The organism is Sphingomonas melonis DAPP-PG 224, assembly GCF_000379045.1.
Lineage (GTDB): Bacteria > Pseudomonadota > Alphaproteobacteria > Sphingomonadales > Sphingomonadaceae > Sphingomonas > Sphingomonas aquatilis.
The window spans coordinates 3,082,023-3,094,973 of the sequence record NZ_KB900605.1; the positions used below are offsets into that span (position 1 = coordinate 3,082,023).

Sequence of the window (12,951 nt, forward strand, 5' to 3'; positions counted from 1 at the left end):
GGGTCGGGACATCCGGCGGCTAAGGCACATCTGCGCCGACCCGGCGTGGTTGAATGGGACAAGACGATCGTGGGTGCGCCATCCCGGACAATGCCGCTGCTGGCCGTGATCCTGACGGCCTGCGCCCATTACAGCCCTGCACCGCTGGCCGAGGCCCCGATGCTTTCGGCGACCCTGCCCGCGACTGCCGATAATCCCGCCGGTCCGCTGGGCGTCGCCGATGTCGTCGCGCTCGCCGTGGCGCGCGATCCCGACCTGGTCGCGGCGCGGACAAAGGCCGGAGTGGCGCAGGCTCAGCTCATTCAGGCGGGCGTGCTGCCCAATCCATCGCTGACCGGGGCATTGCTGCCGCTGGTCGCCGGTGCCGGGACGGTGCCCGCGTGGAACCTGGGGCTGGCACAAGACATCAAGTCGCTGCTCGTCTACAAACCCAAGCGCCGCGCCGCGCGCGACAGCGTCGGTCAAGTCCGCGCCGACCTGCTATGGCAGGAATGGCAGGTGGCGGGCCAGGCGCGCCAGCTGGCCGTCGACATCATCGCGCGCGAACAGACACGGCCGCTGCTCGACGAGGCCGTGCGCATCCTCGGCCACCGCCAGCGGGTGACGCAAGCGGCACTGGCGGCGGGCAATGCCACGCTGGTGACGGCAGCCCCGAGCGCGGTCGGCTTCCAGCAGGCACGCACCACGCTCCAGACGCTCGACCAGACGCAATTGCAGGACCGGCACAAGCTCAACGCGCTGCTCGGGCTTGCACCCGACGCGCCGCTCTCGCTCCGGACTGCGGTCGACCTCCCGCCCTTCGACCTGACGGCGGCGCGGGCGGGCGTGACGACGCTGGCCGACCGGCGCCCCGACCTGCTCGCGCTCCGCTTCGGCTATGCGGCGCAGGACGAAGGGCTGCGCGCGGCGATCCTGTCGCAATTCCCCGACCTGATCCTCGGCGCCACCGGATCCAGCGACAGTTCCAAGGTCATCAATGTCGGCCCCAATGCGCAGGTCGGACTGCCCTTGTTCGATCACAACCAGGGTAACATCGCCATCGCCCGCGCCACCCGCGCGCAGCTTCGGGCCGAATATGCCGCCCGCCTGACCAACGCGACCGGCGAGATCGGGGCGTTGCTGGACGAGATGGCCCAGCTGCAACGCCAGCTGGACCTGGTCGAACGCGACCTGCCCGCCGCGCGCCTCGCCGCCTCTCGCGCCGCCGCCGCCTTCGGCGCCGCCGCGCTGGACGAGCGCGCCTATGTCGACCTCATCACCAACCGCTTCACCAAGGAACAGGAATTGGCGACACTTCGGCTTGCATTGCTGGACCGTCAGGTGGCGGTGTCGACCCTGTTGGGGCTCGGCCTGCCCGGCGTCGAGACGCTGGGGCTCGTCGATCCCGGCACGCGTGGCGCCGCACGATGACGAAGAACGGTCTGTTGCCGCTCCTGCTGCTGGGCCTATCGGCCTGCGGGTCGCAGGCGTCCGATACCGAAGCAACCGCGTCCCCGACGACCCTCGTCACCACCGTGCCCGCGCGTCACGGCTCAGCCACCCGGACCATCCAGGCTTATGGCGAGGCGACCCCGGCCAGCAATGCCGTCGCCACGCTGAGTATGCCGCAACCGGGCCAGATCACGCAGGTCCACGTCGTCGCGGGCGCGCAAGTCCGTGCGGGCGAGCCGATCCTGGTCTTCACCCTCGCCCCCTCGGCGCGCAGCAGCTACCAGCAGGCGCTGGATGCGGTGAACGCGGCGGAGTCACAGCGCGCCACCACCGCCCAGCTTCTTGCCCACCAGCTCGCCACCCGTGACCAGCTCGTCCAGGCGAACAAGGCGGTCCTCGACGCCCGCGCTGCCCTGGCCGCGCTGCGCAAAGACGGTGCCAGCGCGACCGTCACCGTGCTGCGCGCGCCCTTTGTCGGGGTCGTTGCGACGCTGCCCGTCGCACTCGGCGACCGCACCCAGCCGGGCCAGGCGCTGGCGACGATCGCACGGGCAGGCGGCCTGATCGTGACCGTAGGCGTCGACCCCGGCCGCCGCGCCGAACTTCGCCTTGGCGCGCCCGTCACCCTCTCCCGACTCGACGGCGGCGCCCCGGTCTCGGGCCATCTCCAGCACATCGACGCGGTGCTGAACCCGCGCACCCGGCAGATCGATGTGGATATCGCCTATCCGGCGGGCGCGATCCTGTCCGGCGAAGCGATGAAGGTCGCCATCGCCACCGGTAGCGCCGATGGCTGGCAGGTCCCCCACCGCGCCGTCGTGATGACCAGCGACGGCAACGCGCAGCTGTTCCAGATCGCAAACGGCAAGGCCAAGGCGGTGCCCGTCACCGTCACGGTCGGCGGCACGCCCGACGATCTCGTCACCGGCGCGCTCGATCCCAACGCACCTGTGATCGTCGACGGCGCGTATCAGGTGGCGGATGGCGATGCCGTCCGGGTCGAGCGGCCGCGATGAGCTATCCGACCTTCCTGCGGCGCCAGTCGCTGGCGATCATGGTCGTCGCGCTGGCGCTTTCGCTGGCGGGCGCGGTGGCGGCCCTCTCGCTGCCGATCGGACTATTCCCGCAGGTCGCCTTCCCCCGCGTCTTGGTGGACATTGATGCCGGATCGCGCCCCGCCGACCAGACCGCGCTGATCGTCACCCGGCCGGTCGAACAGGCGTTGCGCGCCGTGCAGGGCGTTCAGGACGTCCGGTCGGAAACGACCCGCGGCTCGGCGCAGATCTCGATCGACTTCGGCTGGGGCCGCGACATGGTAGCTAGCACGCTGCTGGTCGAGGCGGCGATGTCGCGCGCGCTCGGCACCCTGCCGCCCGGCACGACCTATAATGTCCGGCGGATGGACCCGACGGTCTTTCCGATCATCTCCTATGCGCTCCAATCCCCCGCCAGTTCGCCGGTCCAGCTTCAGGACTTCGCCCGCTATCAACTCGTGCCGCTGCTCAGCGGTATCCAGGGCCTGGCCCGCGTCGAGGTGCAGGGCGGCGACACCGGCGAGGTGGAGGTGCTGGCCGATCCCGCCCGGCTCGCCAGCCACGGTCTGGCGATGAGCGACGTGGCGACTGCGATCAGCAACGGCAACGTGCTGAGCGCGGTCGGGCGGGTGCAGGATCGTGGTCGCCTGTCGCTGGTCATCGCCGACCACAGCCTGCCCGGCATCGCGGCGGTCGGCGATGTCGTCATCCGCACCGATGCGGCGGGCGTCGTGCATGTCCGCGATGTCGCCACCGTGCAGCAGGGGGTGGTGCCGCAATGGCTGCACGTCAGCGAGGATGGGCGGCCCGCAGTGCTGCTCAATATCTACGAACAGCCCGACGGCAATGCGGTGCGCATCGCCCGCGAGGTGCAGGCTAAATTGGCCGCGACCCGCCTGCCGCCCGGCACCCGGCTGGTCAGCTGGTACGACCAGAGCGAGTTGGTGACGCAATCAGTGGCCAGCGTGCGCGATGCCGTGCTGATCGGCCTAGTCCTCGCCGCCCTCGTGCTGCTGCTGTTCCTGCGCAACTGGCGGATCACGCTGGTCGCCGCGATCGTGGTTCCCGCGACGCTGGCGGCGACTGTGCTGGTGCTGACCGTGCTCGGAATGAGCTTTAACATCATGACACTGGGCGGCATCGCCGCCGCCGTCGGCCTGCTGATCGACGACGTCATCGTCATGGTCGAACATATCGTTCGCCGCGCCGCCGCGCCGCCCAGCGACGGAACCCCGACCGGCCGCGACGCCGTCCTGCCCGCCGCGCGCGAGTTCCTGACGCCGCTGACCGGATCGAGCCTGGCGACGCTGATCGTCTTCCTGCCGCTCTCCTTCCTCAGCGGGGTGACGGGCGCATTTTCGCAGGCGCTGTCGATCACCATGGCGGCGGCCCTCGCCATCTCCTGGGCGATGACGGCGTTCGTCGTGCCGGTGCTGACCCGGCGGCTGGTGAACTTCGACACGCTGCACGATCCGCACGCGGCGGGTCAGGGGCGGCTGGGGCGCTGGCACGACCGGTCGCTGGACAGGCTGGTCGCCCGGCCGTGGTGGCTGGCGGTCATCGCCGTGCCGCTGCTGGTGCTGGGCTATGTCGGCTATACCCGTGTTCCGACGGGCTTCATGCCCAAGGTGGACGAGGGCGGGTTCGTGATGGACTATTACACGCCACCCGGCACCTCTCTGATCGAAACCGAGCGGCGCATGGCGCAGGTCGACGCGCTGCTCCGCGCCGACCCGGATGTGCTGACCTTCTCGCGTCGCCTCGGCACCGGGCTCGGCGGCGATCTCGGTCAGAGCTATCACGGCGACTATTTCGTGCGACTGAAGGCGGATCATGCTCGCGCGACCGAAGAGGTCGCCGCCATAATCGCCGATCAGGTCGCCGCGAAGGTGCCCGGCGTTCAGGTCGAGGTGGCGCAGTTGATGGAGGACCTGATCGGCGACCTGACCGCAGTTCCGCAGCCGATCGAGATCAAGCTCTTCTCCGCCGATCCCGGCATATTGACCGACCAAGCGCAGAAGGTCGCCGCGCTGATCCAGAAAATCTCGGGCGTCGTCGAGGTGAAGAACGGGGTGCAGCTGGCGGGCGATGCGATCGACCTGCATATCGATCCGATCCGTGCTGGGTTCGAGGGCGTCACCCCCGCCGATGTCCAGACGGCAGTCGATGCCGCGCTAACCGGCACGATCGCGACGTCGCTGGCGCTGCCGACCAAGGCGATGGACGTGCGCATCCGCCTGCCCGATGCCATGACGATCACCCGCGACGAACTGGCACGCCTGCCGATCCGCAGCGGCGATGGCCATGTCTTCCCGCTGTCGCGTGTCGCCGATCTGCGCGTCGTCACCGGCCAACCACAGATCGCACGCGAAAATCTGGAGCCGATGGTCGCGGTGACGGGACGCATCCAGGGCCGCGGGCTGGGTGCGACCATCGCCGATATCACCCATGCGCTGGCCCGGCCCGGCGTGCTGGCCCCTGGCGTTCGCTACGAACTGGGTGGCCTGTACCAGCAGCAGCAGATCGCCTTTGCCGGGCTTCTCAAGGTGTTCCTCGCCGCTTTGGTCGCCGAGTTCATCCTGTTGCTGATCCTCTATCGCCGCCTGGGCGTGCCGCTGGTCATCATCGGCTGTTCGCTGCTGTCGACCACGGCCGTGTTCACCGCGCTGTGGATCACCGGGGTAGATCTCAACATCACCGCGCTCATGGGCATGACGATGATCCTGGGCATCGGCACCGAAATGGCGATCTTCTATGTCAGCGAGTACGAGGAATTGGCGCACCGTCTTCCTCCGCGTGAGGCTGCGCGCGAAGCCAGCCGCAATCGCCTGCGCCCGATCACGATGACGACGCTTGCCGCGATCCTGACGCTCTTGCCGCTGGCGCTGGCGCTCGGTCAGGGCGCAGGAATCCAGCAACCGCTGGCGATCGCGATCATCGCCGGACTGCTGCTGCAATATCCGCTGGTGCTGCTGGCCCTGCCGGTCCTGCTCGGCCTACTGCCGCCGCGGGACGAGCGCGCTGTTCCGGCATGATCGTCGGCCTCGTCTTCCTCGCCGCCTTTCTGGCGTTCATCGTCAGTGCGGTGGCGGGCGGCGGGGCCGGGCTGGTCCTGGTCCCACTGCTTCGCCTGATCGTGCCAGTGGCGTCGATCCCAGGCGCGCTATCGATCGGAACGGCGGCCAGTTCGCTGTCGCGCATCTGGCTGTTCCGCACCCGCATCCGGTGGGACGTGGTGCGCCGTTTCCTGCCCACCGCCCTGCCCGCCGCTGCACTCGGAGCATGGCTGCTCACGCGCTTTCCGCCGGTCTATGTCGAGTTCCTGCTTGGTTGTTTCCTGCTGCTCAACCTGCCCAGCCTGTTTCGCCGCACACCGCCCGCCGGATCGGAGCCGCCTTTAGCGCTCGACCGCCTGCCCTGGCTGGGCGCCGCGGCGGGACTGCTGTCGGGCTTTACCGGCGCGGTCGGCGTCGTGTTCAACCGCGCCTATTATCGCATCGGCCTGTCGAAAGACGAGATCGTCGCCACCCGCGCGATGAACGAGGTGCTGCTCCACCTGCTGAAGATTGCGCTCTACGCGGCGTTCGGGCTGTTGCCACGATCAGCTTGGATCGCGGGAGCCCTGGTCGCTGCGGCGGCGGTGCTCGCGTCCTTCGCCTCCAAGCGGGTGCTCGCGCTGATGCACGAAAGCCTGTTCCGTCGGATCGGGTTGCTGGCGATGGTGGCGTCGGGCGTCGCGATGTTCAGCCTGTCGGGGCAACGGATCCTGTCGATCCACCAGGCCTGGGTCGCCTATGTCGCCCCGGGCGACGAGCCGGAACTCCAGTTTTATTGGGGCGGCACGCCCCGCGCCGCGATCGAACGCGAAGGCAATGGCGCTTTCGCGGTCGAACACAGCATTTCCATCGGAGACCTCCCCGCCGCCGTCCGCGCCGCCCTGCCGACCGTTATCGGAAGCGGCCACATAGTGCTGATTGAGCGGGTTCACGGAAACCCGGCCTATTATGAAATCTACTGGCGCCGGGACGGAAAGCTGTACCAGATCGAACTGACGGCAGACGGACGACCCGCGCGATAGCTATTGCGACTTCTTAGCATTAATGTATGAAGCCCCGCGAAGGGGATCATACATCATGAGGATCATCACCGGCAGCCTTGTGGCTGCGGGCCTGACGGTCGCGTCCATCACGCCCGCTCATGGGCACGAGCGGGACGCACCAGCATCGGCAAGCGACACCATGGGCCAGGACATCGTCGTCACCGGCCGCGCCTCGCCTGCGCCCAAGGCGGCCGACGATCGCTACAAGCCGACGCCCGACGCCTCGACGCTCCGCTCGTCGGCCGATCCACTGGACACGCCACAAACGGTGAACATCGTCCCCGCCCAAGTCATCCGCGACCAGCGCCCCCGCTATCTAGACGACGTGCTGACCAATGTCAGCGGTATCACCCAAGGCAACACGCTGGCGGGCACCCAGGACACGGTTCTGAAGCGCGGCTTCGGCGGCAATCGCGACGGGTCGGTGATGCACAACGGCATGCCGCTGGTCCAGGGGCGCGGGTTCAACGCCGCCTCGCAAAGCGTCGAAGTGCTGAAGGGTCCTGCCTCACTGCTCTACGGCATCATGGACCCCGGCGGCGTCATCAACATCGTCTCGAAGAAGCCGCTGCTCGACCCGCATCTGACCGTCGCACTGATCGGCTCCAGCTATGCCAATGCCCGCGCCGGGCTGGAGGCGATGGCGGACCTGACCGGGCCGATCGCGGGCGACCTTGCCGGGCGGCTGGTGCTCGACCAGCAGAGCGAGGATTACTGGCGCGATTTCGGCGAGCGACGCGACACGCTGATCGCCCCCTCGATCGGCTGGTATGGCGGCACCACGCAGGCGGTGCTGTGGTACGAATTTCGCCGCTTCGACACGCCCTTCGATCGCGGCACGATCCTCGATCCGCGCACGATGACGCCGCTGGCGATGCCGCGCCGCGAACGGCTCGACGATCTCAGCAACCGGATGTTTGGGGTCAGCCACCTTGTCCAGCTCGCGCTCGACCACCGGCTGGGCGGCACTTGGGCGGCGCATCTGGCGACCAGCTTCAACAGCGAAAGCTACGACGCCGGCCAGTTGCGCGTGAACGGCATCAACGTCCAGCGCGGCACGCTGTCGCGCAGCAATGACGCGACGGTCGGGGCGCTCAGCACCGACGCCTATCTCCAGACCTATGTCGACGGCCGCTTCGACCTGTTCGGCGCGCGGCACGATGTCATCCTGGGGGCTGAGGGCGAGTATCGGCGCTATTACCGCCGCGACCTGATCCGCCAGCCGGTGCGCGCGACCTTCAGCTATCTCAAGCCCGTCTACGGCCTGGAGCCCTTCCCCACCCGCGTGTCGCCCAGCGACAGCGACCAGACCGACCGGCTCTACAATTACTCGCTATTCGGGCAGGATTCGATCCATCTCGGTGACCGCTGGATCGTGGTGGCGGGTGGACGACTGATCGGCTTCGACCAGCGTGCCGGACGCGAGCGGCCCTTCGTCGCCAACACCGACCTGACCGGATGGGCGTTCGTACCGCAGGCGGGCCTCGTGTGGCGCGCGGCGGACATCTTCTCGCTCTACGGCAGCTATACCCGCTCGCTCAAACCCACCTCAACCATCGCCCCGCTGGGCAGCGGCGTCACCATCACCTCCAGCTTCGCGCCCGAACGGGGACGCTCGTTCGAGATCGGGGCCAAACTGGACGTTCCCGATCGCATCTCGGGCACGCTAGCGCTCTATGACATCGACAAGCGCAACGTGCTGGTGTCGCAGTTCAATCCGGCGACCGGGCTGAACGACTATCGCACCTCGGGCCGGGCGATCTCGCGCGGGGTCGAGCTGGACGTGTCCGGGCAGGTCACCCGGACCTTCAGCCTGATTGGCAGCTATGCCTATACCTATGCGCGCACCACCGAGGACCCGGTCTTCGCAGGCAAGCAGCTCGCCAATGTCGCGCCGCATACCGCGTCGCTGTCGGCCGCCTATGACGTCGGCGCGATCGCAGGCGACGATCGCCTGCGGCTGGGCGCGGGCGGGCGCTATGTAGGGCGGCGGCCGGGCGACAGCGCCAACAGCTTCTGGCTGGCCGATTACGTCGTCGCGGATGCCTTCGTGACCTATGACACGCGTCTCGCCGGGCGGCGGGTGACGTTCCAGTTCAACCTGAAGAACGTCTTCGACAAGACCTATTACACCTCGGCGGTCAACCAGTACGGCGTCGCGATCGGCGACCCGCGCCGGGCGATCGGCACGATGAGCTTCGCCTTCTGATGCGCTGGTACGGCCTTGTCCTGGGGGCGCTCTGTGCCCCGATGATCGCAACCCCGGCGGCGGCGCGCGAACGGATCGCCATGCTGGTCGTCCAGCAAGGCGGCCCGTCGATGGCTAGCGACCTGACGGTCCGCGACCGGCTGGCTGCACGAGGGTTCACGGTTCGCCTCGCCGACCAGTCGGCGGACCCGCTGACCGCGCGCGAAGCGGCGCTGGTCGTGATCTCGGCCACGGTGTCGGCCAAGTCGGTCAAACCCGGCTGGCGAGGCCTGGCGGTGCCGCTGGTCACCTGGGAAAACGACTTGCTCGACGATCTCGCCATGACCGGCAAGCGACACGACAGCGATTTCGGCGAGGCGGAGAAGGAACGCTATCTCTGGATCGTCAACGCGCCGCAGCCGATGGCCGCCGGCCTGCCGGCGGGGATCGTCGACGTCTACGCCCGTCAGGCCCCGATGAGCTGGGGCAAACCGGGCTTGGGCGCCACGATCATCGCGACGATCTACGGCCAGCCGGAAAAGGTGGCGATCTTCGGCTATGAGACCGGCGCAACGATGGACTATGAAGCGCTCGCACCGGCCAGGCGCGTTATGCTGTTCATGGGCAACGACGGCTTTACCAATCTCTCGCCCGACGGGCTGAAGCTGTTCGACGCCGCGATCGACTGGGCCATCGGATCGATGAAGGCATGTAGCCGATATGGCTCTCGCTGAGGCCATCCTGCGAATATCAACCTAGATGTAGTATGGCCGTTCAGTGATGGTCGACCGGTGCCGCGTGTCACGGGTCTTCCGGGATGCGCCGAGAAGAACGTCTGTCAGGATGCGGGCCAGCGCGCCCATGGTCTGCACGAGGTATTCAACGGTCTCTGCAAGTCCTGAAGAACGGACTCACCGTGGCGGTGGATGCCCGCCGACCTTCCGCTCCAGGCAACAATGTGCCAGCAGACGCAACGTTTGCTGGCGGCGGGGTGTCAAGGGGCTGGTGGGCGACTTGTGCGCGGCACGGGACCTAGCAGCTGGCCGCAGTGGCTCAGTACCAAACAATTGCATCGCGCTCCTGCTTCGCTATGATCGGGAGATCAACCGCGTTGGTACAGCGAACAGGTACAGCGTGGCTGGTCGCGAGACACAAAAAGCCCGAAAATCCGCGCTTTTTGTGACTATGACATCCCTCCCGCCTTCCGGAAGCCGCGTGCGGCTGGAGGACACCGCGCTCGGTCGCTCCTGACCGAGCGCGCGCACCAGCAAATTGGCGGCCCGGCCGCCGATTTGCGTTGTTGCGCCTGAATTTCCTCATCTCCGGTCACAATAGGCCGACGCTTTTTCGATCCGATCGCCTCTCATTACAGCCGAACTCCAAGACCGATCCCGAACACCAGCGGGTCCAGGGAGACGTTCACCCGCTGGCGACCCAGTGTCGCATTGTAGAGCCGGGCGGTGGTGTCGATATCGATATATTTGATGTCGAGGTTCAGGAAGACCCGGCGGGTGATGTCCACGTCGACGCCCGCCTGCGCCGCCCAGCCTACACTGTCATTGAGGTGTACCCTGGTCGGCCCCACCGCCCTTTGCAGCCCGTCCGACGCCGCTTCGTTCCAGAAGATCGTATAGTTTACACCCGCACCGACATAGGGGCGGACATGCTGCGTCGGCATGAAATGATATTGGGCGGTCAGGGTCGGTGGCAGGACCCAGGTGGAGGCGAGCTTGCCGATGCTGCCGGTCGTGCCCCGCACCCCGCCGACCGAATGTTTCGTGGTCGAGGCGATCAGTTCGATGCCGATATGGTCGGTAGCCATATAGGTCGCATCGACCTCCGGCATCACGCTGTCGTTGACCTTCACCGGCTCGCCGGGGAAGGCGGGCAGGATACTGCCCGACCGCTCGTTCGGCGCGACCAGGATGGCGCGGGCGCGGAGCAATACGTCTCCAGCGCGTATCCCGACCCGAGGATCGTTCCCTGCGGTATCCTGCGCCCATGCCGACGTACCGATACCCGTCGCAGCGAGCGCGAGCAGGACGGTGGCGGTTCTGATAATGGTCATCCCTTGTCTCCTGTTAGCGTACAGAAGGTCCGGATAGGAGCGCCCCTGCCCCGTCGCCTTGACTACCGACAAGCGCCGGTTTGACGGCGGTCAAAGGCAGGATCGCACGCTCGGGGCACGGCATGGCCATGTGGCCCTATCATCCCGATCTGCTCGCCCGGCCCGTGCCGCGCTACACCAGCTATCCCACCGCCGCCGAATTCGGCGATCATGTGGGTCATGCCGACATGGCTGCAGCACTCGGTACGGTCGGTACGGACGAAATCCTGTCGCTCTATCTGCACATCCCCTATTGCCGGGCGATTTGCTGGTATTGCGGGTGCAATACCGGGGCGGCGAACCGGACCGCGCGGCTGGATGCCTATCTCACGCGGTTGCATCGCGAGATCGATCTGGTGGCCGCCCGGCTGGAGGGTCGCGGACGGATCGGGCGGATCGCCTTTGGTGGCGGGAGCCCCAATGCGATCCCGCCCGCCGCCTTTGCCGCGCTGGTCGCCCATCTGCGCGCCGCCTTTGCCAGCGATAGTGCAATCCTTTCGCTGGAGATCGATCCGCGCGGCTTCGACGTGGACTGGGCGAGCGTCATCGCGGACACCGGTGTCGCACGGGTCAGCCTGGGGGTGCAGACCTTCGACCCGGCCCTTCAGGCGGCGATCGGTCGGGTCCAGCCCGGCGAGGACATTATCCGCGCCGTCACGCTGCTGCGCGCCGTCGGGGTCGGATCAATCAACTTCGACCTGATGTACGGCCTGCCCGGTCAGGACGAGGCAACACTGGCCGCGACGCTCGACGAGGCCATCGCACTGGCCCCGGAACGGCTGGCGGTGTTCGGCTATGCGCATGTGCCGCACCTCATCCCGCGCCAGCGCCGCATCGACGCCCGGGCTCTCCCCGACCCGGCGGCACGCTTCGTCCAGGCGGCGCTGGCGCATGACCGGCTGACGCAGGCAGGCTACCGGGCGGTCGGCTTCGATCACTTCGCACAAGCACATGATCCGCTGGCGCGGGCAGCGGCGAACGGAACGTTGCACCGCAATTTCCAGGGCTTCACCGACGACCCCGCCGACATCGTGATTGGACTGGGGGCCAGCGCGATCAGCGCATTTCCCGACCGGCTGCTCCAGAACGCCAAGAGTGCGGGCGCATGGCATCAGGCGATCGGTGCGGGTCGGTTTGCAACCACACGCGGCATCCATCGCAGTCCGCTGGACCAGCGCCGAGGCCAGGCCATCGCAGCTTTGCTGTGCCACGGCGTCGCCAATCTCGACGGCCTGCCCGAACGGGGCGCCATTCGCGGACGCCTCCACCGCTTCGAGCAGGTGGGTTTGGTCGCCTGGGACGGCGCGCGCCTGCGGCTGGCGGCCGACGCCCTGCCCTATGCCCGCAGCATCGCGGCCGCCTTCGACGCCTGGCGCAACGAGGAAGATATGCGGTTCAGCCATGCCGTCTGACCTGCCGCTGCGATGTGCCGCCTGTGCCGCGCGGGATATGGCCTTATGCGACGGCCTGGACGAGACGGCCCTCGCCGCGCTCCATCAGATCGGGCGCCGCCGTCGGTTGCGCGCCGGGCAGGCTTTCGGCTGGTTCGGCGATCGGGCAAGCAGTTGCGCCAATCTCATTTCGGGCGTCCTGAAAGTGTCTCGCGTGGAGGCGGACGGCGGCATCCAGATCGTCGGCCTGCTCTATCCCGGCGATTTCGTCGGCACGCTCTTCGCCGATCGCTCCGCCGACACCATCGCGGCGCTGAGCGAGGCCGATCTGTGCGTTTATCCGCGCCGGGCGCTGGAGGAGATGCTGGTCCGCCACCCGGCCGCCGGGCGATTACTGCTGCGCCGGACGCTGGCGACGCTGGGCGAGGTGCGGCGCTGGATGCCGATGCTGGCGCGCGCGCGGGCCGACGCACGGGTCGCCGCGCTGCTGCTCGACATGGCGCGGCGGTGCGCGGCGGACGGTGAAGACATGTTCCGCCTGCCCCTGTCGCGTGGCGCGATGGCGGAGGCACTGGGCTTGGTGGTCGAGACCGTCAGCCGTCACATGACCGCATTCCAGCAGGACGGTCTGATCGCGCTATCCGGCCTGCGCGGCGTGCGCCTGATCGACAGGACACGCCTGGCCATCATCGCGGGCTAGG

9 protein-coding genes are annotated in these 12,951 nt (G+C 67.8%); 8 read left to right on the forward strand and 1 reads right to left on the reverse strand.

Annotated features, from left to right (window positions below; all coding sequences use genetic code 11):
- Window positions 1-90 precede the first annotated feature (90 nt).
- From SPHME3_RS0114935 to SPHME3_RS0114965, 6 genes are read left to right on the forward strand one after another with little or no spacing between them, the layout of a single operon-like run.
- A complete protein-coding gene (locus SPHME3_RS0114935; RefSeq protein WP_017978510.1) occupies window positions 91-1,410 on the forward strand; it encodes a TolC family protein in 1,320 nt (439 codons plus the stop codon).
- Entirely contained in the window at window positions 1,407-2,447 is a 1,041-nt protein-coding gene (locus SPHME3_RS0114940) for an efflux RND transporter periplasmic adaptor subunit (protein WP_017978509.1), read from the forward strand. The genes SPHME3_RS0114935 and SPHME3_RS0114940 overlap by 4 nt, the downstream gene beginning before the upstream one ends.
- Window positions 2,444-5,500 carry an efflux RND transporter permease subunit gene (locus SPHME3_RS0114945; protein WP_017978508.1) on the forward strand — a complete coding sequence of 1,019 codons (3,057 nt, stop codon included), beginning with the start codon at window positions 2,444-2,446 and terminating at the stop codon, window positions 5,498-5,500. The genes SPHME3_RS0114940 and SPHME3_RS0114945 overlap by 4 nt, the downstream gene beginning before the upstream one ends.
- A complete protein-coding gene (locus SPHME3_RS0114950) occupies window positions 5,497-6,543 on the forward strand; it encodes a sulfite exporter TauE/SafE family protein (protein WP_017978507.1) in 1,047 nt (348 codons plus the stop codon). The genes SPHME3_RS0114945 and SPHME3_RS0114950 overlap by 4 nt, the downstream gene beginning before the upstream one ends.
- A 55-nt stretch (window positions 6,544-6,598) precedes the next feature.
- Window positions 6,599-8,773, forward strand: a complete 2,175-nt coding sequence (locus SPHME3_RS0114960; RefSeq protein WP_231376766.1) for a TonB-dependent siderophore receptor — start codon at window positions 6,599-6,601, stop codon at window positions 8,771-8,773.
- Between the two features lie 41 nt (window positions 8,774-8,814).
- Window positions 8,815-9,486, forward strand: coding sequence for a hypothetical protein (locus tag SPHME3_RS0114965; protein WP_231292001.1), 672 nt, complete (start codon window positions 8,815-8,817; stop codon window positions 9,484-9,486).
- A 632-nt stretch (window positions 9,487-10,118) separates the two neighbouring features.
- Here the strand turns inward: SPHME3_RS0114965 and SPHME3_RS0114970 are convergent.
- Window positions 10,119-10,820, reverse strand: a complete 702-nt coding sequence (locus SPHME3_RS0114970; protein WP_081609127.1) for an OmpW/AlkL family protein — start codon at window positions 10,818-10,820, stop codon at window positions 10,119-10,121.
- 128 nt (window positions 10,821-10,948) lie between these two features.
- On the opposite strand from SPHME3_RS0114970, the gene hemN reads away from it, so the two are divergent.
- Window positions 10,949-12,271, forward strand: coding sequence for an oxygen-independent coproporphyrinogen III oxidase (gene hemN / locus SPHME3_RS0114975; RefSeq protein ID WP_024310519.1), 1,323 nt, complete (start codon window positions 10,949-10,951; stop codon window positions 12,269-12,271).
- On the forward strand, window positions 12,261-12,950 hold the full coding sequence (locus SPHME3_RS0114980) for a Crp/Fnr family transcriptional regulator (RefSeq protein ID WP_020486467.1): 690 nt from the start codon (window positions 12,261-12,263) through the stop codon (window positions 12,948-12,950). Before hemN ends, SPHME3_RS0114980 begins: the two co-directional genes overlap by 11 nt.
- The last annotated feature ends 1 nt before the right edge of the window (window position 12,951 follow it).

Excerpts from the sequence above, each read along its gene's own strand:
- SPHME3_RS0114935 (WP_017978510.1), top strand. The coding sequence starts at position 91 with ATGCCGCTGCTGGCCGTGATCCTGACGGCCTGCGCCCATTACAGCCCT.
- SPHME3_RS0114940 (WP_017978509.1), top strand. The coding sequence starts at position 1,407 with ATGACGAAGAACGGTCTGTTGCCGCTCCTGCTGCTGGGCCTATCGGCC.
- SPHME3_RS0114945 (WP_017978508.1), top strand. The coding sequence starts at position 2,444 with ATGAGCTATCCGACCTTCCTGCGGCGCCAGTCGCTGGCGATCATGGTC.
- SPHME3_RS0114950 (WP_017978507.1), top strand. The coding sequence starts at position 5,497 with ATGATCGTCGGCCTCGTCTTCCTCGCCGCCTTTCTGGCGTTCATCGTC.
- SPHME3_RS0114960 (WP_231376766.1), top strand. The coding sequence starts at position 6,599 with ATGAGGATCATCACCGGCAGCCTTGTGGCTGCGGGCCTGACGGTCGCG.
- SPHME3_RS0114965 (WP_231292001.1), top strand. The coding sequence starts at position 8,815 with ATGATCGCAACCCCGGCGGCGGCGCGCGAACGGATCGCCATGCTGGTC.
- SPHME3_RS0114970 (WP_081609127.1), bottom strand. The coding sequence starts at position 10,820 with ATGACCATTATCAGAACCGCCACCGTCCTGCTCGCGCTCGCTGCGACG.
- hemN (WP_024310519.1), top strand. The coding sequence starts at position 10,949 with ATGTGGCCCTATCATCCCGATCTGCTCGCCCGGCCCGTGCCGCGCTAC.
- SPHME3_RS0114980 (WP_020486467.1), top strand. The coding sequence starts at position 12,261 with ATGCCGTCTGACCTGCCGCTGCGATGTGCCGCCTGTGCCGCGCGGGAT.